Origin of the sequence: Actinomycetospora succinea (genome assembly GCF_004363095.1) — a bacterium.
Lineage (GTDB): Bacteria > Actinomycetota > Actinomycetes > Mycobacteriales > Pseudonocardiaceae > Actinomycetospora > Actinomycetospora succinea.
The window spans coordinates 179528-199432 of the sequence record NZ_SNYO01000010.1 but is presented as its reverse complement, the minus strand read 5'-3'; the positions used below and the strand labels follow the sequence as shown (position 1 = coordinate 199432).

22 protein-coding genes are annotated in these 19905 nt (G+C 74.8%); 9 read left to right on the top strand and 13 right to left on the bottom strand.

Translation table 11 applies throughout. The annotated features are described in order from the left end of the window. Window positions 1–18 precede the first annotated feature (18 nt). Genes EV188_RS26240 through EV188_RS26230 form a run of 3 tightly spaced genes read left to right on the top strand, consistent with a single transcriptional unit; the run spans window position 19 to window position 2754 of the window. Entirely contained in the window at window positions 19–1344 is a 1326-nt protein-coding gene (locus tag EV188_RS26240; RefSeq protein WP_133829268.1) for an MFS transporter, read from the top strand. Window positions 1345–1354: 10 nt separating this feature from the next. Then, window positions 1355–1972 (top strand): carboxymuconolactone decarboxylase family protein, encoded by a 618-nt coding sequence (locus tag EV188_RS26235; RefSeq protein ID WP_133829267.1) that lies wholly within the window; start codon window positions 1355–1357, stop codon window positions 1970–1972. An 11-nt stretch (window positions 1973–1983) separates the two neighbouring features. Continuing rightward, the gene (locus tag EV188_RS26230) at window positions 1984–2754 is read left to right on the top strand and encodes an IclR family transcriptional regulator (RefSeq protein WP_243742013.1); all 771 of its coding nucleotides are present in this window, start codon (window positions 1984–1986) and stop codon (window positions 2752–2754) included. Window positions 2755–2782: 28 nt separating this feature from the next. Here the strand turns inward: EV188_RS26230 and EV188_RS26225 are convergent, their stop codons facing one another. Beyond that, the gene (locus tag EV188_RS26225) at window positions 2783–3925 is read right to left on the bottom strand and encodes an MFS transporter (protein WP_424922958.1); all 1143 of its coding nucleotides are present in this window, start codon (window positions 3923–3925) and stop codon (window positions 2783–2785) included. 611 nt (window positions 3926–4536) lie between these two features. On the opposite strand from EV188_RS26225, the gene EV188_RS26220 reads away from it, so the two are divergent. Then, the gene (locus EV188_RS26220; protein WP_133829265.1) at window positions 4537–4989 is read left to right on the top strand and encodes a hypothetical protein; all 453 of its coding nucleotides are present in this window, start codon (window positions 4537–4539) and stop codon (window positions 4987–4989) included. Between the two features lie 48 nt (window positions 4990–5037). Here the strand turns inward: EV188_RS26220 and EV188_RS26215 are convergent, their stop codons facing one another. Both EV188_RS26215 and EV188_RS26210 read right to left on the bottom strand, forming a co-directional pair. Beyond that, window positions 5038–6156, bottom strand: coding sequence for a PEP/pyruvate-binding domain-containing protein (locus EV188_RS26215; RefSeq protein WP_133829264.1), 1119 nt, complete (start codon window positions 6154–6156; stop codon window positions 5038–5040). Window positions 6157–6176: 20 nt separating this feature from the next. Then, complete coding sequence (locus EV188_RS26210) at window positions 6177–7955, bottom strand: PEP-utilizing enzyme (protein WP_133829263.1); 1779 nt, start codon at window positions 7953–7955, stop codon at window positions 6177–6179. 145 nt (window positions 7956–8100) lie between these two features. On the opposite strand from EV188_RS26210, the gene EV188_RS26205 reads away from it, so the two are divergent. Continuing rightward, window positions 8101–8892, top strand: a complete 792-nt coding sequence (locus EV188_RS26205; RefSeq protein ID WP_133829262.1) for an SDR family oxidoreductase — start codon at window positions 8101–8103, stop codon at window positions 8890–8892. Here EV188_RS26205 and EV188_RS26200 read toward each other — a convergent pair. After that, window positions 8889–9719: an alpha/beta hydrolase gene (locus tag EV188_RS26200; protein WP_133829261.1), complete on the bottom strand. Its 831-nt coding sequence runs from the start codon at window positions 9717–9719 to the stop codon at window positions 8889–8891. The genes EV188_RS26205 and EV188_RS26200 overlap by 4 nt on opposite strands. 42 nt (window positions 9720–9761) lie before the next feature. Between EV188_RS26200 and EV188_RS26195 the strand changes: the two genes are divergently transcribed. Next, entirely contained in the window at window positions 9762–10664 is a 903-nt protein-coding gene (locus EV188_RS26195; RefSeq protein ID WP_166660085.1) for a methionyl-tRNA formyltransferase, read from the top strand. Here EV188_RS26195 and EV188_RS26190 read toward each other — a convergent pair. From EV188_RS26190 to EV188_RS26150, 9 genes are all read right to left on the bottom strand, one after another. Then, on the bottom strand, window positions 10661–11377 hold the full coding sequence (locus EV188_RS26190; RefSeq protein WP_133829259.1) for a pentapeptide repeat-containing protein: 717 nt from the start codon (window positions 11375–11377) through the stop codon (window positions 10661–10663). The genes EV188_RS26195 and EV188_RS26190 overlap by 4 nt on opposite strands. Before the next feature lie 17 nt (window positions 11378–11394). Beyond that, the gene (locus EV188_RS26185) at window positions 11395–11907 is read right to left on the bottom strand and encodes an SRPBCC domain-containing protein (RefSeq protein WP_133829258.1); all 513 of its coding nucleotides are present in this window, start codon (window positions 11905–11907) and stop codon (window positions 11395–11397) included. Further along, a complete protein-coding gene (locus tag EV188_RS26180) occupies window positions 11904–12239 on the bottom strand; it encodes an ArsR/SmtB family transcription factor (protein ID WP_279536770.1) in 336 nt (111 codons plus the stop codon). The genes EV188_RS26185 and EV188_RS26180 overlap by 4 nt, the downstream gene beginning before the upstream one ends. A 57-nt stretch (window positions 12240–12296) precedes the next feature. Further along, window positions 12297–13508 (bottom strand): cytochrome P450, encoded by a 1212-nt coding sequence (locus tag EV188_RS26175; protein ID WP_243742011.1) that lies wholly within the window; start codon window positions 13506–13508, stop codon window positions 12297–12299. Between the two features lie 26 nt (window positions 13509–13534). After that, window positions 13535–14509: an AraC family transcriptional regulator gene (locus tag EV188_RS26170; protein ID WP_133829256.1), complete on the bottom strand. Its 975-nt coding sequence runs from the start codon at window positions 14507–14509 to the stop codon at window positions 13535–13537. Between the two features lie 6 nt (window positions 14510–14515). Continuing rightward, a complete protein-coding gene (locus EV188_RS26165; RefSeq protein WP_133829255.1) occupies window positions 14516–14926 on the bottom strand; it encodes a tautomerase family protein in 411 nt (136 codons plus the stop codon). 4 nt (window positions 14927–14930) lie between these two features. Next, window positions 14931–15965: a 4-hydroxy-2-oxovalerate aldolase gene (dmpG, locus tag EV188_RS26160; protein WP_133829254.1), complete on the bottom strand. Its 1035-nt coding sequence runs from the start codon at window positions 15963–15965 to the stop codon at window positions 14931–14933. Next, entirely contained in the window at window positions 15962–16903 is a 942-nt protein-coding gene (locus EV188_RS26155) for an acetaldehyde dehydrogenase (acetylating) (RefSeq protein WP_133829253.1), read from the bottom strand. Before EV188_RS26155 ends, dmpG begins: the two co-directional genes overlap by 4 nt. A gap of 71 nt (window positions 16904–16974) precedes the next feature. Beyond that, complete coding sequence (locus tag EV188_RS26150; RefSeq protein WP_166660084.1) at window positions 16975–17697, bottom strand: IclR family transcriptional regulator; 723 nt, start codon at window positions 17695–17697, stop codon at window positions 16975–16977. A 107-nt stretch (window positions 17698–17804) separates the two neighbouring features. Between EV188_RS26150 and EV188_RS26145 the strand changes: the two genes are divergently transcribed. From EV188_RS26145 to EV188_RS26135, 3 genes are read left to right on the top strand one after another with little or no spacing between them, the layout of a single operon-like run. Further along, a complete protein-coding gene (locus EV188_RS26145; protein WP_133829251.1) occupies window positions 17805–18791 on the top strand; it encodes a DODA-type extradiol aromatic ring-opening family dioxygenase in 987 nt (328 codons plus the stop codon). Further along, a complete protein-coding gene (locus tag EV188_RS26140; protein WP_208114380.1) occupies window positions 18776–19615 on the top strand; it encodes a class III extradiol ring-cleavage dioxygenase family protein in 840 nt (279 codons plus the stop codon). Before EV188_RS26145 ends, EV188_RS26140 begins: the two co-directional genes overlap by 16 nt. Continuing rightward, complete coding sequence (locus EV188_RS26135) at window positions 19615–19905, top strand: BMC domain-containing protein (RefSeq protein ID WP_208114379.1); 291 nt, start codon at window positions 19615–19617, stop codon at window positions 19903–19905. Before EV188_RS26140 ends, EV188_RS26135 begins: the two co-directional genes overlap by 1 nt.

Below are 19905 nucleotides of genomic sequence, written 5' to 3'. Positions count from 1 at the left end.
CCCGCACGCTGTTCCCTCGTGACCGAGACGCGGCCCGACGCCACGCCCGCCCCGACCCCGGGAGCCCGGGCCTCGGCTCGCCGGAACGCCTGGCCCTGGGCCGTCGCCGCGACCGCGTTCGTCACGCTGCTCGGCGCCTCGGGGTTCCGCTCCGCGCCCGGGGTGTTCGTCGAGCCGCTGCACGCCGAGTTCGGCTGGTCGACGGCGACGATCTCGTCGGCGGTGTCGCTGAACCTGCTCCTCTACGGCATCGTCTCGCCGTTCGCCGCCGCGCTGATGGAGCGCTTCGGCATGCGCCGGGTCGTGTCGGTCGCGCTGCTGCTCGTCGCGGCCGGCAGCGGGCTGACGGTGTTCATGACGACAGCCTGGCAGCTCGTCCTGCTCTGGGGCGTGCTGGTCGGGGTCGGCACCGGGTCGATGGCGCTGGCGTTCGTCGCGGTGGTGACCGGGCGCTGGTTCGTCGCCCGGCGCGGGCTGGTCTCCGGGGTGCTGACCGCCGCCCAGGCCGCCGGCGGCCTGGTGTTCCTGCCGCTCATGGCCTCGCTCGCGGGGTCGGTGGGGTGGCGGTTCGCGTCGTTGGTGGTCGCGGCGGGCGCGCTGGTCGTCGTCCCGCTGGTGCTGCTCTTCCTGCGCAACAGACCGTCGGACGTCGGCACGGTCGCCCACGGCGCCACGCCCGGCGAGGACGAGCCCGAGGAGGTCGTCACGGGCGGCGCGGCCCGGCGCACCGTCACCGTCCTGCGCGACGCCGCGCGCACCGGCACGTTCTGGCTGCTCGCGGGCGGGTTCGCGATCTGCGGCGCGACCACCGTCGGGCTGCTCAACACCCACTTCGTGCCCGCCGCCCACGACCACGGCATGCCCGCCACCACCGCCGCGGGCCTGCTCGCGGTGGTCGGCGTGTTCGACGTGCTCGGGACGATCGCCTCGGGCTGGTTCACCGATCGCGTCGACCCGCGCAAGCTCCTCGCCGTCTACTACGTGCTGCGCGGCGCGTCGCTGCTGGTCCTGCCGTTCCTGCTCGCGCCGACCGCCGCCCCGCCGCTCTGGGCGTTCATCATCTTCTACGGCCTGGACTGGGTCGCGACGGTGCCGCCGACCGTCGCCCTGTGCCGTGAGCGCTTCGGGTCCCGCGCGCCGATCGTCTTCGGCTGGGTCTTCGCGGCGCACCAGCTGGGCTCGGCGATCGCCGCGATCGGCGCCGGCCTCATCCGAGACCTCACCGGCGCCTACGACGGTGCCTGGTGGAGCGCGGGCGCGCTCTGCGTGGTCGCGGCCGGGCTCTCGCTGGCGGTGCCGCGGGTCATGGCGACCCGTGCTGCCGCCGCGCCCGCCCGGGGCTAGCGTCCGCCGGGTGACGATCTCCGTGCACCCCGGCGCCGACGACCGCGACTGGGGCGGGCGCCTCCCGCGCAACGAGTCGCTCGACCTCGACGACGACCAGCGCGCCGCCCGCGACGAGATCGTCGGGCGCTCCGGGCGCTGGGCCGAGCGCTCCGGCTTCGCGCCGACCGACGACGCGGGCGGCCTGATCGGGCCCTTCAACGCCTTCGCCCTGCGCCCGGCACCGGGGCGGGCCTTCAACCAGTGGGTCCAGACCGACCAGCGCGGCTCGTCGCTGTCGAAGACCGTCCGCGAGGTCGTCATCCTCACCGTCGGCGTCGCCTGGCAGGCCGACTACGAGATCTACGCGCACGTCGCCGTGGCCCGGACCGTCGGCCTGTCCGAGACGGTGATCGCCGGCCTGCGCAACGGGTCCACCGACGGCTTCTCGCCCGACGAGCTCGCCGCGCACCGGTTCGCCGACGAGCTCGTGCGCACCCACCGCGTCACGCCGGAGACCTACGCGGCGGCCGAGGAGGCGTTCGGCCGCGACGGCGTGCTCGACATGACCCACCTCGTCGGCATGTACCTCGCGACCTCGGCGCTGCTCAACGCCTTCGAGATCCCCGCGCCCGAGATCCCGGACTAGGTTCACCTCCCGTGGCGGACCGGCCGAGCTGGGAGCTGAACTCGGTGCGCAACGCCGCGCGGCTGCTCAAGGAGTTCTCGGTCGTCGACCGCGAGCTAGGGGTCGCCGAGCTCGCCCGCCGCCTCGGGCTGGGGACGAGCACGGTGCACCGGCTGCTCGCGACGCTCGCCGACGAGCGCCTGCTCGAGCGCGGGCCCGGCGGGACCTACCGGCTCGGCCTGGCCGTGCACGAGCTCGGGGCCAGCGTCGCCCCGCACGTCGGGCTGCACGAGGCGGCGATGCCGGCGATGGCCGGGCTGCGTCACGCGACGGGGGAGACCGTGCAGCTCGCGGTGCTCGACGGGATGGACTCGGTGTACGTCGAGCGCCTGGAGAGCCCGCACACGGTCCGCATCTTCGCCCGCGTCGGCACGCGGCTGCCGGCCACGACGACGAGCACCGGCAAGGTCCTGCTCGCGGCCCTGGCGCCCGACGAGCTCGACGCCCGGCTCGCCGCGTGGACCCCGGAGCGCCCCACGCCCCACTCGATCACCGACCCGGTGACGCTGCGCCGGCGCCTGCGCGAGATCGCCGACCGCGGGTGGGCCGACAACCGCGAGGAGAGCCGGCTCGGCGTCGTGTCGGTGGGGGCGCTGATCCGCGACGGCGAGCGGGAGCCGGTCGCGGCCGTCAGCGTCGCCGTCCCCGTGACCCGGGCGGGCGCGGCCACGATGCGCCGCTACACCGCGCTCGTCACCGACACCGCCGACGTCATCAGCCGCCGGCTGATGCTGCGCACGTGAGTGATCCGGGTCGCCAGGGCGACCCGGATCACTCACGTGGCGAAGCCATCAGGCTGACGAAGGCGACGATGCCCAGCACCGCGACGGCGCCGGCGAACACCATGCCGGAGGTCACCAGCCCGAACGCCGCCGACGCGACGCCCTCGCCGATCACCGGCAGCGAGATGCCGACGTAGAGGACGAGGAAGAAGCTCGACGCGACCTCGCTGCGCTTCGCCGGCGGGCTGCCCGCGCTCACCGCGGCGAGCCCCGCCCGGAAGCTCATGCCCTGCCCGAGGCCGGCGATCACCGCGCCCGTGACGAGGACGGCGAGCGAGGCGAGTCCGATGGCGGCGCCGACGAGCACCACCCCGACCACGAGGGCCGCGCAGCCGACGAGCAGCGCGGACCGCTCGGTGAACCGGGCGGACGCCAGCTGGCCGACCGTCGAGGCCCCGAAGAGCGTGAAGACGACGAGCCCGCCGACGAAGTGGTCTCCGATGTGGAGGACCTGCGTCAGGAAGGCCGGCGAGACGCCGGTGAACAGGCCGAGCACCGCGAACCCCGCGAACCCGGCGACGGCGGCCCGGACGAACACGCCGCGGACCTCGGGTGGGACCGCGATCCGCTGTGGGCGCCAGCGGACCGGTCCCTCGGGGACGGCGATCGGCTCGGCGACGGCGTACAGGGCGACGCCGACGACGAGGACCAGCACGATGTGCACGACGTAGGACAGGGACAGCGGCGCCGGCGCGAACTCGGCGAGCGCGCCCGCGAGGACGGGGCCCAGACCGAGGCCCAACATGTTCACCGCCGCGGCGAGCAGGCTGTAGCGCTGGTGGCGGCCCTCCGGCGCCAGGTCCACGATCGCGGCCGTGGCGGTGCCGGTGAAGATCCCGGCCGAGAGCCCGGAGAGCACCCGGCCGACGAAGAGCGCCGTGATGCTGTCCGGGACGAGGAAGACCGCGCTCGACACCGCCGCGAGCGCGAGGCCCGGCAGCAGCACCGCGCGTCGCCCGACCTGGTCGGACAGCCGCCCGAACAGCACGAGCGCCAGCGTCACGCCGACGGCGTACGCCGCGAAGATCACGGTGACCATGACACCGCCGAAGCCGATCTGCCGTTCGTAGATCGGGTAGAGCGGCGTCGGCATCGTCGCGCCGAGCATCGTCACGAGGAACGCGAGGGCGATGACGCCGGCGGCGGTGGGGCCCCGCAGGCCGCGGCGCGCAGCGGTGGGGGTGGTCCCGGTCGACGAGCTGATGGTGGTCCTCCGTCCGGTCGCCGACGGCGTGTTCCCCCGGCGACGGTGCCCGTACCCGCCGGCAGGGGGCCGGTGGCACAGCTCACACGGCGTCGAGATCCGCGACTACGCTGCGGTGGGAGCCCGCGCCGCCCCGCAGGAGGCCCCCGTGACGAACGACCGGCCCGACCCGGCCTCGCCCGAGTTCTACCTCGACCAGGCGCTCGCGGCGTTCGAGCGGGCGCGCGACCTCACCGACCCCGACGAGCAGCCGGCGACCTACGGCGTCGTGCTCCACGACATCGCCCAGGTCTACGAGTCCACCGGGCGGATCAGCGAGGCCGCCGACCTCTACCGGCGCTCGGCGCGCTCGAAGCGGATCGGGTCCGCGCCCGACGACCTGCAGATCACCCTGTCCGCGCTGGCCACGTGCCTGATCGACGCCGGCGGGATCGACGAGGCCCACGAGGTGGCCGACGAGGCCGCCGAACTGCTCGGCCGTCCCGCCCGGGATCGACCTCGACCGGGTCGCCCGTGCCGACCGGGCGCACCGTCTGGGGATGCTCTACGAACGCCTCGGGGACCACGGGGCGGTCGGCGCCTACCGGCAGGCCCAGGAGGCGTTCGAGTGGGCGCTCTCGCTGGTCGACGCCACCGCCCACCCCGGCCAGTGCGGGCGCCTGCTGCGAGCGGCGGGGCGGATGCAGGTCCTGCTGGGACGCACGGCGGAGGCGGCGACGAGCCTCACCGAGGCCGTCGGGTACCTCGAGCGCGACGACGACGAACGGGCCCTCGCCGCCGGCCTGATCGACCTGGGGCGGGTCTACCAGCGGCTCGCGGACGAGGCCCTCGTCGCGCCCGTCGTCCCCGCGCCGCGGGAGCCGGAGGGCGGTGCCGACGACACCGACGAGACGTCCGGGCACGACGGCGACGACGAGGGGGCCGAGGACGTGACGCGCGACGGCCCCGCCTGGATCGCCGGCTCCGACGGCATCGTCCGCGCCGGCGCGTGAGCGGTCCGGGTCGCCGCGGCGACCCGGACCCCCACGAGACCGCGGGCCCTACCGTCCCGGGATCGGCTTGCCGGAGAACAGGTACTTCTGGGCCAGGGCCACCGGGTCGTAGGCGGCCGGCGCGGCCTCCTCCGGCGACGCGGTCACCGTCACGGGGCGGGTCTGCACGATGCAGACCGGGTCGCCCGCGCGCCGGTGGCGGCTGATGACCCACTCGACGTCCACCGGGTGGCCGTAGTGCTCCTCGATGGCGCGCACCGCCGACGCGATCGCGCCGACCTGCTCGTCGTCGAGCACCTTCCGGTCGGCGAGCTTGGCCGGCATGTCGATCTCGGTGACGGCGCCGACCGCGAAGTCGAACGCCGAGACGACCCGCTTGTGCGCGACGTCGTACTTGAGCACGCGGCCGTCGGCCTTGCCGATCTCGACGTGGTCGGGGTCGACGAGGCCCTGGACGATCGCCTCGCCCCAGCCCCAGCTGGTCTCGACGACGATCCGGTCGGCCTTGCCGGTGACCGGGTGGACCGAGAACGCCACCCCCGACGCGCGGGCGTGGATCAGCTCGATGACGCCGACGGCGATCGGCATCGCGTGGTGGCTGATGCCCTTGCGCAGGCGGTAGGCCAGCGCGCGGGCGGTGAACAGCGAGCCCCAGCAGTTGCGGACGGCGTCGAGGACCCGCTCGATCCCCGACACCCCGAGGTAGGTGTCGAAGATGCCCGCGAACGACGCGTCGGCGGCGTCCTCCCCGGTGGCCGACGAGCGCACCGCGACGGGGACGTTGACGTCGACGGCGCGCAGGCACAGCTCCTCGTAGGCCTCGGTGAGCCGGGCGGTGAGGTGCTCGCCGACGGGCGTCGCCGTGAACATCGCCCGGATCTCGGCGGACGCCGCCTCGACCTCGGCCTCGCTCGGCGAGGAGCCCAGCCGCCCGATCACCGCGTCGATGCGCTCGTCGAGGCCCGACTCGCGGCAGTGCCGGGCGTAGGCGTCGACGGTGACCGCGAAGCCCTGCGGGACCTCCACGCCGGAGGCCAGCAGCTCGGCGAGCCGCCCCATCTTGGAGCCGCCGGCCGCGATGGCCCGCTGCGGGTCGACCTCGTCGATCCAGACGACGGCGTCGCAGCTGTGGCCGGTGGTGGGTGTGGTGGTGGGGGCCGGGTCCATGACTACCTCCGGGGCGGCGGTCACCCGGCGACACCCGCAGGGGTCTCGGCGGCGGTGTCCGCGGTGGTGGTGGCCTTCGTGAGGATCGTGACGGTGCCGGTGGTGCCGTCGACCTCGATCTCGTCGCCGTCGGAGATCGACAGCGTCGCGACGCCGACCGCGGTGACCGTCGGGACGCCGTACTCGCGACCGACGATCGCCGCGTGGGACAGCATGCCGCCCCCGTCGCAGACGGCGCCAGCGATCTTGCCGAAGGCGGGCGTCCAGTTCGGCGAGGTCGACTCGCAGACGAGGATCGAGCCGGGCTCGAGGCGGTGCAGCTCGTCGGACGACTGGAGCACGCGGGCGATGCCGCGCGCGGTGCCCTTGGCGGCCGCGACGCCGGACATCACCGTCTGCTTCGCGGCGTCCGGGTTCTGCACGGCCTTGATCGCCGACGGGTTGAGCCCGAAGATCTCGATGAGCACCGGGTCCTCGACGGCCTCGGGGATCGTCCCGAGCACCTTGGGCATCTCGCCCCGCTTGGCGAACCAGTGGTCGAAGTACTGGCGGCGCTCGGCGACGAGGCTCTTGAGCTCGCCCGCGTACGGGCGGCGCCCGCTCGCGACGTCCTGGAGCTCCGGCCAGAACAGGTAGAGCATGTCGTCCTTGTTGTCCGCGTTCTCGCGCCGCGCCAGCTCCTGGCACCCCCAGCGCAGCGGGAGCATGACCTTGAGGTCGATGTAGTAGTTGTGGTCGTCCTGCCACCAGGGGAAGTTCGCCGCCTGGTTGGAGGCGAGGCCGGCGTCGAAGACCGCCTGCTCCTCCCTGGTCAGGCCCGACCGCGCGTTGTCGATCGCCTCGTCGCGCTCGGCGAGCGCGTTGCGCGCGGCGGCCTCGAAGTCGTGGGCGTCGTCGCGCTTGAGGAACGTCTTGACCAGGCCGAGCGGGATCGTGTTGTCCTCGATCCAGCTGGGGACGCCGACGTCGCAGGTCGCCTCGGCGCGCCAGCCATAGACCTGCAGGAAGTCGTCGAACTCGGTCAGCCACACCGACGCCGCGCCGCCGTGGCGGCCGAGGGCCTCGCGCAGCGCGAGGGGCTCGTTCTCCTCGAAGACCGGCTCGAGGCCGACCTGGCGGGCCTTGAGGGCGAGCCGGTAGAGCTCGCGGTCGGTCTCCATGATCTTGGTGTCCTCGCCCTGGAGGAACTTGCCGATCTCGGCCGGGTTGATCCCCATGTCGGCGCAGGCGCCGTAGAAGCCGAGGAAGTTGGCGAGCATCGGGTACATGACGCCGAAGTGGATCTCCATCGAGCGCTTGTGGTAGCGCCGGCCCTGCGTCAGCAGCTCGGTGAGGTCCGGGGTGCCCGTGAAGTCCACGCCGCGGAAGTACTGCCAGGTGGCCTCGAGCTCGTCGCGGCCGGCCTCCCAGATGGAGCGGTAGTTCGCCAGGAAGTGCGGGAGGTTGGTGCCGATCCGGTTGGCGCGGGCGCCGATCTCGCGGGGGTCGGTCTCGGGCAGGGCGCAGCCGTAGAGGTGGGTCCCGGCGAAGCGCGCGGTGATGCCGCGCCCGGGCGGGAGCGGCAGCGCCTCGGCGGCGTGCTGGGTGCCCCAGCAGTAGCCGTCGGAGCTCCACAGGGTCGCCGCCAGGGGCGTGAGCCCGCGCGACCAGTGGAAGTCCAGGAACCAGAAGCCCTGCTCGTCGCCGGGCTTGAACGGGCTGGCGGCGTCGACGATGTACGGCGACTCGAAGTGCTCCGGCTTGAACCCCGGGTACCACTCGCCCGTGGCGAACTCGTCCACCGGCACCACGTTGGCCATCTGATCCTCCTCGTCGATGAGCGCTGGATCACCGTTCATCCCCGCGGGTCTGTGATGCAAGCAACACGTTCCGCCCCCGCGAACGTTGCCCGCCGCCGAACGGGGGCGTGGGTACGCCTCCCGGATCTCCCTAGGGTCACGGAGCATGACCGAGCCACCCTCGACGGTCGACCTCCGCTCCGCTCCGTCTCCCCTGGCCGTCGTCGTCGGCGCCACCGGGGCCCTCGGCGGGGCGATCGTGCACCGGCTGCGCTTGCGCGGGCTGCCGGTGCTCGCCGTCGCGCGCTCGACCGAGGCGCTCGCGGCGCTGTCGGCCGACGACGAGGGCGTCGGGGCGTGCGCGGCGGACATCGGCGACGACGGCGCGGGCGAGGTGATCGCCGAGGCGCTGCGGGCCCGCGCCACGCCGGTCCGCATGGTCGTGCAGGCCGCCGGGCTGCCCGCCCTCGGCGGCCTCGACGTCGTCGAGCCCGCGGCGCTCGGGGCGGCGGTCGCGCTGAAGGTGGGGGGCCTGCTGCGCCTCGTGCGGGCCGCCGACCCGTGGCTGGCCGACGGATCGCGGATCGTCGCACTCGGCGGGCACTACGGCGCCGAGCCGTCGCCGCACGTGCCGGGCGCGGGCGTCACCAATGCCGCCCTGGCCAACCTCGTGCGCCAGCTCGCCGACGCCTACGGGTCCCGGGGGATCACCGCGCACCTCGTCGCCCCGGGCCCCGCCGACACCGACCGCCTGCGCCGGCTGTCGTCCGCGCAGGCGGAGAAGCGGGGGATCGAGGTCGCCGACGTGCTCGCCGAGCGCCGGGCCGAGTCGCCGCTGGGCGCGATGGTCACGCCGCACCAGGTCGGCTGGGCCGTCGCGACCCTGCTCGACCCCGAGGCGTCGGCGCTGACCGGGTCGACCCTCGCCCTGGACATGGGCGCGCGGCGGGGGATCTAGAGCCGGTCGGCCAAGGCCACCACCGCACCGACCACCGCCGGGCCGTGCGCGAGGACGGCGTCGTTGTGGTCGGCGCCGGGGACCGCCACGACCTCGCCGCCGGCGGCTGCGGCCACCGCCCGGCTCTGCGCCGGCGGGATCGTGCGGTCGCCCTCGCCGAGCACGACGGTGGTCGGGACCCGGGCCTTCGCGACCAGCTCGGTGACCGGAAAGCGGTCGGCCAGCAGGGCGCGGACCGGCAGGAACGGGTAGACGCGCTCGCCGATCGAGGGCAGGTCGACGAACGGCGAGCGCAGCACCATGCCCGCCACCGGCGCCCCGGAGGTCTCCGCCGCGAGCCGGGCGACGACGGCCGACCCCATGCTCTCGCCGAGGTAGAGCAGGCGCGCCGGTGCGACCCCGCGGTCCCGCACGAGGTGCTCGTGGGCTGCGCGGGCGTCGAGCGCGAGACCCTCCTCGCTCGGGCTCCCGGGGTTGCCGCCGAACCCGCGGTAGTCGAACAGCAGCACGTCGAGACCCCGGCCGCTCAGCGCCGCGGCCAGCGATGAGCGATCGGTGCGGTCGCCGGCGTTGCCGTTCGCGTCCAGCACCGTCACGTCCCGCCGCTGGCCGCGCGCGGGGACGAACCACGCGCCGAGCGCCAGCCCGTCGGCGGTGGTGAGCGTGACGTCCTGCGCCTCGGCGAGCACCGACGCCGCCGGCGGCACCGGCCCGCGCGAGGGCACGTAGACGAGCTCGCGCTGCACGAGCCACAGACCGCCGACGAGCACGAGGGCGGCGACGAGCACCGCGGCGACGGTGACGGCGATCCGCCGGCCCATGGTCATGCCACCTCGTGTCCGTTAGGTCCGAAATGATAGGGATTGTCCGTGGACATCGCGCTCGTCGCCGAGGAGGCGGCCGGGGTGCGCACCCTGCAGCGCCTCGCCCGGAGCCACCACCGTGTGCGCCGGGTCCTGACCGCGAGCCCCGAGGGTGCGGGCGTCGCCGCGTCGGCCGCCGAGCTCGGGGTGCCGATCACCCCCGCCGACCGCGTGCGCGACCCCGGGCTCGCCGACGAGCTCCGCGGTGCCGGCATCGACGTGCTGCTCAACGTCCACTCGCTGCACCTCGTCCGTCCCGAGGTCCTCGCCGCCCCGCGCGTCGGCGCCTTCAACCTCCACCCCGGACCCCTGCCCGAGTGTGCGGGACTCAACGCCCCCAGCTGGGCGGTCGCGCGGGGCCACGCCGAGCACGGTGTCACGCTGCACCGGATGGAGGCCGGGATCGACACCGGCGACGTCGTCGAGCAGATCCGCTTCCCGATCACGGCGGACGACACCGCGCTGACGGTCTCCGTGCGCTGCGTCGCCCGGGGTCAGGAGCTCGTCGACCGCCTGCTCGCGCACCTCGACGCGGGCGTCGTGCCGCGGCACCCGCAGGACCTGTCCGCGCGCCGCTACTTCGGGCGCGGGGTGCCCTACGAGGGCCGGGTGCCCTGGGCGAAGCCCGCCCGCGAGGTCCTCGCCTTCGTGCGGGCCTGCGACTACGGGCCCTACCCGTCGCCGTGGGGCATCCCGGCGGCGCGGCGCGGCGACAGCGAGATCGCCGTCGTGCGCCTCGCGGGGACCGGACGCCCGTGCCCGGGGCGCGCCCCCGGCGAGGTGGCCGTCGACGACGAGGGGCCGGTCGTCGCGACCGCCGACGAGTGGGTCCGCCCGCGCCGCCTCGTGGCGTCCGGCCGGGGCTGCGAGCCCGGCGCGGTGCTGCGTGCCGGCGACCGCCTGTCCTAGACGACCTGCAGGCCCAGGGCGCGGCACACGTCGGCGGCCTGGGCGGTGGAGACGATCGCCCCGCGCAGCACGGCCGGCGTCTCGGGGGTGATCTCGCCGAGGTCGGCGCCGCGCAGGTCCGCGCCCCCGAGGCGGGCGTGGCTGAGGTCGGTGCCGCGCAGCGCGCAGTCGGTGAGGACGGCGTCGCGCAGGTCGGCGCCCGAGAGGTCGGCGTCGGAGAGGTCGACCCGCTCGAGGCGCCAGCCGCGCAGGGCGGCGTCGGCCAGGCGGGCGAGGGCGAGCGAGCACCCGTCCACCGAGAACGTGACCGCGAGGCTGCGCATCCCGGTGAGGTCGGCACCGATCATGCGGCAGTCGCGGAACACGGTGTCCGTGAGCCGGGCACCGACGAGGCGGGCGCGCGAGAGGTCCACGCCGGTGAAGATCGTGTCGGTCAGGTCGGCGTCGCTGAGATCGGCCTCGGCGAGCGAGCCGCCCTCGACGGTCGCGCCGTCGAGGACCGCCCCGCGCAGCCGGACCCGCGTCAGCGTGCAGCGCTCGAGCGTCGCCGTGCCGAGGTCGACGCCGGAGAGGTCGAGCTCGGTGAGGTCGCAGCGCCGCAGCACCCACTGCCCGCCGCCGGTCAGCGCCTCGCGGACCGCCTCGGGGTCGGCGTGCGTGAAGTCGACGTCGGTGACCTCGGGCCCGTGCTCGAGGGCGGAGAGAGCGCTCACGGGCGCCGAGTGTGCCCTCAGCCGGGGATGGCGGCGCCCGAGGGGACGCCGGCGGCGACGTAGGCCTCGTAGAGCTCCTCCCAGGCGGGGGTGCGGCCGCCCGGCGCCCCGCCGGGCGTGCCGGCGAGGGCCGCGTCGAGGGCGTCGAGGCAGAGGTCCCAGCCGGCGGCGTTGCGGGAGGCGCCGTCGCGCTCGTCCATGAGGTGGGTGAACGTCAGCCGGGTCCGGCCGTCGCGCAGCGTCTCGACCTCGAACCAGAGCTGCTCGCCGTCCCACGAGAACCCGACCCGGTGCGGCGGCTCGTGGGCCAGGACCTCACCCGTCCCGCCGTCGCCGTCCGCCTCGAAGGAGTAGACGATCGCGGCGCCCGGGGTCCACGCCTCCGGCGCGACCGTCGCCGGGAACCAGTGCCGGAGCTCGCCGGGGTCGGTGAGCAGCGTGAACACGCGGTCGGCGGGGTGGTCGTACTCGCGGACGAAGCGCAGCGCGGGGCGTCCGTCGATCTCCAGGTAGCTGCCGGTGGGGCTCACGGGGTGTCCTCCTGTGCGGTCTGCTCGAGACGCCGGCCGAGGGCGTCGAGGCTGTCGGACCACAGCTGCCGGTAGGGCGCGAGCCACGCGTCGAGGGCGACGAGCGGTGCGGGGTCGACCTCGTACACCCGCCGCTGCGCCTCGGGTCGCGCCCGCACCAGCCCCGCCTCGCGCAGCACCCGCAGGTGCTTCGAGGTGCTGGGCTGGCTGAGCTCGAGGAGGTCGACGAGCTCGCCGACCGCCCGCGGCCGCTCGCGCAGGAGGCCGAGCATGTCCCGGCGGTGCGGGTCGGCGAGCGCCGCCCACGTCCCGGTGTCCGGTGCGGTGGTCACGGTGGAGAGCATGCCGTACGAGGAATATGCCGCGCAAGGCATGGAGGGGCTGTGCGCTCACCACGTCACGTCGAGGGTCTCCAGGCCGCGGAAGAAGTAGCTCGCGATGTAGGTCGGGGCGTAGTCGTCGGCGAGGCGCATCGCGGGCAGGCGGCGGACCAGCGTCTCGAGCGCCACGCGGATCTCGGCGCGCGCCATCGGGGCACCGGGGCAGACGTGCAGGCCGCGGCCGAAGGCGAGGTGGTCGCGGACGTTGGCGCGGTCGATGTCGACGACGTCGGGCTCGGGGAACTTCGTCTCGTCGCGGTTCCCCGAGCCGAAGAGCACCAGCACCATCGTGCCGGCGGGCAGGTCGGTGCCGCCGAGGCTCGTGTCCTTCGTCGTGATGCGGAACAGGCCGCGGTGCGGGGCGTCGCGGCGCAGGACCTCCTCGGTGACCTTCGGGATCGCCTTGGCCGGGTCGGCCAGCACGCGCTCGTGGACGTCCGGGTGCTGCAGGATCGCGAGCATCGTCGCGGTGATCGCGTCGCGGGTCGTGTCGAAGCCGGCCACGCGGGCCGCGCCGCGCACGACGTTGATGACGTAGTCGTCGTCGAGCCCGGGGAAGCCGTTCGCGCCGTGCACGAGATCGGAGATCAGATCCTCGCGGCGGTGGGCGCGCCGGTCGTCGATCAAGGCCTGGAGGTAGCGGGTGTAGTCGGCCATCCGGTGGGCCGAGGCGATGCGGTCCTCCAGCGGGGCCAGCAGGTTCCAGAGCATGTTGACGTCGTCGGTCCACTGCTGGATCCGCGCGCCGTCCTCCGGCGGGAACCCGATGATCGCGTTGATCACCGACTGGACGAACGGGATCGCGTAGTCGGCCACCAGGTCGGCCCGCCGGCCCAGAAAGCCGTCGATCAACGACTCGGCGGTCGCCCGCATCGTCGGCAGCATCGCGCGGACCCGCGCCCCGGTGAAGCCGGCGTCGAACACGCGCCGGATCGGGCGGTGGGCGGGCTCGTCCTCATTGACCACGGCGTTGGTCTCGGGGACGTTCCCGGCGGTGAGCACCTCGGTGACCTCGGGCGGGTTCCAGTAGATCTTCGGGACCGCGACGGCCGACGAGTAGGTGTCCGGGTCGTCGATGACCGTGGTCAGGTCGTCGTACCGGGTCACCATGTAGGCGCCGAGCACGGGGTTGATCATCGGCGAGTGGGCGCGGGCCTCGCGGTAGAACAGGTGCGGGTCCTCCCGGTGCGGGCTGACCATGGGGTTGAAGTCGAGGGTCACCGCACCGACGCTAGGTGTGGTCCAGGTCACCGGTCGAGCCCGCGCGCGGTAGGCCGAGCGCCGGTTCCGGCAGTGCGCGACGGGGGCTCGCCGAAGGCCTCGCGGTAGGACCGGGCGAAGCGGCCCAGGTGGGTGAAGCCCCAGCGCATGGCCACCTCGGCCACCGCGCCGCGACCCGCCGCGAGGTCGTCGCGGGCGCGGCGCAGGCGGACGTCGCGCACGAGCGCCATGGGGGAGACGCCGTGGTGGCGGGCCATGCCGTCGCGCAGGCCGCGGGCGCTGACGCCGGCGACCTCGGCGAGCGAGGAGACCGTCCAGGGGTGCTCGGGCCGCTCGACGACCGCGGCCACGGCGCGGCGCACCGACCGCGGCCCCACCGCCGCGGCGGGCGCGGCGAGGGCGTCGCGGTAGGGGTGGTCCACGGTGTGCAGCAGGCCCGCGACGACGGCCTCGACCAGCGGGCGCATCACCCGCGGGTCGGCGGCGAGCCCGCGCGGGTCGGCGGCGAGGTCGGCGAGCGTCCGCACCAGCGACCACCACCGCCGGCCGTCGTCGGACTCGAGGTCGATCGTCGGCGCCAGCGCCACGGCACCGCGCACCGGCCGGTCGAGCAGGGACGTGAGCTGGTCCTCCAGCGCGCCGCGCTCGATCTTCAGCCCGAACAGCCGCCCGCCCTCGGCCCACCCGTGCAGGCGGGCGGTGCCGTCGGGCCGGTAGACGGCCGCGGTCGCCGCGGTGGAGCACACGTCCGCGCGCCCGCTGCGGGTGCGCAGGACGCCGTCCAGCGCGATGTTCACCTCGTAGCCGGTGGCCAGCTCCCCGGTCTCGATCACCACCTCGCCGGCGTACGACAGCACTCCCGCCGCGACCGGCCCGAGGTCGACGGCCGAGAGCGACATCGAGAACTCGGCGGGGTCGTGCAGCATCGTCAGCCGGTGCGGGAAGTAGATCTCCGCGCACTCCGCCCGGGCCCGGTCCGGGTCCGAGGTGCTGACGCGCACGGCGGCCTACCGGGCGGTGCCCGCGCGCGCCGCGATCTCGTCGCGCCGGGCGGCCGCGGCCGGGACGCCGCCGATGGCCCAGTCGTCCGGCGGCACCTGGATGATCCGCCCGCGCACCCGCGACCGCTCGACGCCGAGGATCTCGACGAGCAGGTCCGTCACTTCGGCGAGCAGCCGGTGGCGCTGCTCGACCGGCCGGCCCTCGAGGACGATCGCGGTGAAGTACGGCGCCGGGTCGGCGTGTGTCGATCCGCCCACCGCCCAGTGCTCCCGCGCGTGCAGGGTCAGGTAGGCCCGGACGCGCTCCACCGGCGACTCGAGCACCGCGGCGTAGACCGCGCTGAGGCGCTGGAGCAGCGCGGCGTGCTCGGCGGGGGAGTGGTCGCCGTCGACGAGGTGGAGCTCGAGGATCGGCACGGCGTCAGCCCTGCTCGCGCTCGCGCGCCAGCTCCAGCGCGATGTCGATGATCATGTCCTCCTGCCCGCCGACGAGCCCCAGCTCGCCGCAGCGGCGCAGGATGTCGGGCACCGGGACCTTGTAGCGCTCGCCCGCGTGCTCGGCGTGCAGCAGGAAGCTGGAGTAGACCCCCGCCCAGCCCTGGGTGATGGCGTTGCGGTCCATCTTCGGCCAGCGGTGCAGGTACGGGCGGACGACGTCCTCGGCGGCGTCGAGCAGCGCGGTGACGTCGACGCCGGTCTCGATGCCCATGCGGTCGAACACGGCGGCGAGCACCTCGGTCGGCGAGTTGCCCGACCCCGCGCCGAGGGCGCACAGCGAGCCGTCGATCTCCTTGACGCCCAGCTCCGCGGCGATCACCGAGTTCGCGACGCCCATCGAGAGGTTCTGGTGGCCGTGGTAGCCGACCCACGCCTCGTCGCCGACCTCGGCGAGCAGCGCCTCGAACCGGGCCCGCGCCTCGTGCATGAGCAGCGCGCCCGCGGAGTCGGTGACGTACGGGCACTGGCAGCCGGCGTCGACCATGATCCGGGCCTGCTTCGCGAGGTCCTCCGGCGGCGTGCGGTGGGCCATCATGAGGAACCCGACCGTCTCCATGCCCAGCTCGCGGGCCACCCCGAAGTGCTGGGGCGACACGTCGGCCTCGGTGCAGTGGGTCGCGACGCGCACGACGTCGGCGCCGGCGTCGCGGGCGCGGCGCAGGTCCTCGACGGTCCCGATGCCGGGCACCAGGAGCACCGCGATCTTCGCCTGCTTGGCCTCCTCGCGGGCGGCGGCGATCAGCGTCAGCTCGTCGGTGTGCGAGAAGCCGTAGTTGAAGCTCGAGCCGCCGAGGCCGTCGCCGTGGGTCACCTCGATGACCTCGACACCCGCGCGGTCGAGCGCGCGCACGGTGTCCCGGACCTGCTCCTCGGTGAACTGGTGCGCCTGGGCGTGGCTGCCGTCGCGCAGGGTGGTGTCGGTGAGGCGGACGTCGTGGCGGATCTCGGGCCTGCTCATGCCGGGACCTCCGCATCGATGGTCGAGCTCCGCTTCGCGGCGTCTCCGAGGTCCGCGGCGACCAGCTCGCCGACCTCCGCGGCGGCGGCGGTCATGATGTCGAGGTTGCCGGCGTACTCGGGCAGGTAGTCGCCGTTGCCCTTGACCTCGAGGAACACGGCCACGCGACCTCGTCCGCCCCACTTCTCGGTCGGCGGGTCGAACTGCGGCTCGGCGCGCAGCGTGTAGCCCGGCACGTACTGCTGGACGCGGGTGACCATGTCGTGGATCGACGCGGCGACGGCGTCGTGGTCGGCGTCCTCGGGCAGCGAGCAGAACACCGTGTCCCGCATGATCATCGGCGGCTCGACGGGGTTCAGGATGATGATCGCCTTGCCGCGCTCGGCGCCGCCGACCTCCTCGACCGCCCGTGCCGTCGTCTGCGTGAACTCGTCGATGTTGGCGCGCGTGCCCGGCCCGGCCGAGCGCGACGCCGTCGAGGCGACGATCTCCGCGTAGGCCACCGGGGCGACCCGCGAGACCGCGGCGACGATCGGGATGGTCGCCTGCCCGCCGCACGTGATCATGTTGATGTTCGGGGCGTCGAGGTGGTCGGGCATGTTCACCGCCGGGCACACCATCGGCCCGAGGTGCGCGGGCGTCAGGTCGATCGCCCGGATCCCCGCGTCGGAGTAGCGCGGCGCGTTCGCGAGGTGCGCCTTCGCCGACGTCGCCTCGAAGACGATCCTCGGGAGCGGGTCCTGGCGCAGCAGCCAGTCGACGCCCTCCGCCGACGCCGCGACGCCCGCCGCGCGCGCCCGCTCCAGCCCGTCCGACTCGACCACGCCGACCATCGCCGTGACCTCGACCCGCGCGCTGCGCGCGAGCTTGGCCAGCAGGTCGGTGCCGATGTTGCCCGGACCGACGATGGCGGCCGGGACCTTTGCAGGCGCACTCATGCCCGCAGAGTGACACCGCTCACCGACACCGGGGAACCGCAGCGTTCCACCAGCCGGGACGCGTGCGCCCGTCAGCAGACCAGTTGCCGCCCCGCCCGGGCCGCGGCCTCGACGACGTCCTGCGCGCAGCGGGCCAGCACGGCGCGGGTGAACAGCGACGACGGGCCGGCGACCGAGAGCCCGCCGACCGGCCGCCCGTCGGCGTCGACCACGGGCGCCGCCACCGACGTCCGCCCGGCCTGGAAGGTCGACGACACCACGTACCCGGCGCGGCGCGCGGCCCCGAGCTCCTCGTGCAGGGCGGCGCGGTCGGGCGGGGTGAGGCCCTCGTCGCGGCACAGGCGCTCGACGCGGTCTTCGACCTCCTCGCGGGCCAGCCGCGACAGCGCCGCCTTGCCGCAGCCCCCGCGCCAGGCGGGCGCCCGGAGCCCGACGCGGTTGTCCATCGGCGCGCGGACCGGGCCGGCCTCGCGGTGCAGGTAGACGGTCCAGCCGCCGACGAGCTGGGCGACGTGGACCTCCTGCCCGGCGGCGCGCCGCAGCCCGCCGAGCCCGCCCTCCACGGCGGCGACGAGCCCGGTGCGCTCGATGATCTGGCCGGCCAGGCCGACGAGCAGCGGGCCGAGCCGCCAGCCGCGTCCGGGCACGGTCTCGAGGAGGCCCTCGGCGGCCAGGGTGCCGGCGAGCACATGGACGGTGCTGCGCGGGATGCCGGTGCGCGCGGCCAGGGCGCGGGTGGACAGCACGTCCGTGGTGGGGCCGAAGGCGCGCAGCAGGACGGCGGACTTGCTCACCGCCGCCACCGTCACCCGTTCGAGTCTGGGCGGTCCCGAACGGCGGTGTCCAGCACCGTTGGACGGCGACCTGGGTGACGGGTCGGCGTCTCCCTAGCGTCGCCGCCATGGCCCGTGTGTTCCACGCCACCGCCGGGAGCGGCCGGTCGGCGTCGCGGCGCGCGGCCCGCACCGAGCCCGCGCCGGCCGCCGCGCCGAGCACGACGTCGGGGTCCGGGGGCCGCGGCGGCATCGTCGCCGGCTACCTCGCGCCGCACCCGCCCCACCTCGTCTACGCCGAGAACCCGCCGCAGAACGAGCCGCGCTCGACCGGCGGCTGGGAGGTGCTGCGCTGGGGCTACGAGGAGCTGCGCCGGCGGCTGCGCGCCCACGCGCCCGACGTGCTCGTGGTGCACGCGCCGCACTGGATCACGATGGTGGGCCACCACGTGAACTGCGTGCCGAACCCGCGCGGCGTCTCCGTCGAGCCGATCTTCCCGCACCTGTTCCGGTACCACTACGACTTCCGCACCGACGTCGACCTCGCCGAGGCGATCGTCGAGGAGGGCGCCCGCGCGGGCCTGGTCACGAGCGCGATGCGCGAGGACGGCGTGCGCGTGGACTACGCGACGATCGGGGCGCTGCACCTGGCCAACCCCGACTGGGACCTGCCCGTCGTGTCGCTGTCGGCCAACAACAACCCCTACTTCTACTCCGACGCCTCGCTCGCCGAGATGGAGACGCTGGGCGAGGCGACGCGGAAGGCGATCGAGAAGACGGGTCGCCGTGCGGTGCTGCTCGCGTCGAATTCGCTGTCCCACCTGCACTGGGACGCCGAGCCCGACCTGCCCGAGGACATGGGCGTCGAGCGCCCCTTCACCCACGCCCAGTACGCGGGCGACATGGAGCTGCTGCGGACGATCCGCGAGGGCCCGACGTCGCGGCTGAAGGAGGCCGTGCCCGCGCACATCGAGGCGACGTCGTCGGAGACCAAGGCCGGCAGCCTGACCTGGCTGATGGCGGCGATGGGCTGGCCCGCGATCGCCGGTGACGTCCTCGCCTACGGCACGGTGATCGCCACGGGGAACGCGGTCGTCGAGTGGGTCCCGACGTGATCCCCGCGGCGCTCGTCCCGGCCATGCCCCACCTCCTCGCCGGCGACCCCGCCGACAGCTGGGCCGAGCTGGCCGCCGCGACGCGCACCGTCGGCGACCGCCTGCGCGCCGCGGGCGTCGACACCGTCCTGCTGCTCTCGACGCAGTGGTTCACGGTGCTCGGCCACCAGGTGCAGTGCGACGACCGGCTGCGCGGCCGGCGCACCGACGAGAACTGGTACGCCTACGACTACGGCCACCTCGACCACGACCTGGCCGTCGACACCGAGCTCGCCCACGCCTGGGCCGACGCCATCGACGCCGCGGGGATGCAGGCCCGCCGCACGCGGTACGACGGCTTCCCGGTGGACACGGGCACGGTCGTGGCGTCGAAGCTCCTCGATCCCCACGATGAAGGTCGCTGGGCGATGGTGTCGTGCAACCTCTACGCCGACCCCGCGGCGATGGCGGCCGTGGCCGCGGCGGGGGTCCGGGCGGCCGATCAGCTCGGTCGCCGGCTCGGCGTCGTCGCCGTCAGCGGGCTGTCGTCCGGGCTGACGGCGCGCTGGATCCGCCCGTCCGAGGACCGCGTCGAACCCGAGCACGACCGCTGGAACCGCAAGGTCCTCGACGCGGTCCGCGCCGGCGACCGCTCCGCGGTGCTGGCGATGCGCGAGGAGTTCGCGGTGGCGGCGCAGGCCGACAGCCAGTTCCGGGCGTTCGCGTTCCTGGACGGGAGCGGCGCGGTGGACCGGCCGGGCGAGGTCCTGGCGTACGGGCCGGTGTGGGGCACGGGAGCAGCGGTCGTCTGGTGGGGCGAGCACACCAACACGAGGGAGACCTGATGGCACGGGCAGTGGGGTTCATCGAGGCCGAGGGGTTCGTGCCGGTGTTCGACGCGGTCGACGCCATGGTCAAGGCGACCGAGGTGGAGGTCCGCGGGGCGGTGCGCCTCGGCGGCGGGCTCGTCGCGGTGGCCGTGACCGGCGACCTCGCGACGGTCGAGGAGGCCGTGGAGGTCGGCGAGGAGGTCGCGCGGGCGGTGTCCGGGCGCGCCGTGAAGTCGATCGTGTTCGCGAGCCCGTGCGTGCCGGTCCAGGCGCTGGCGGGCGACATGGCGATGGTGGGGAGCTGA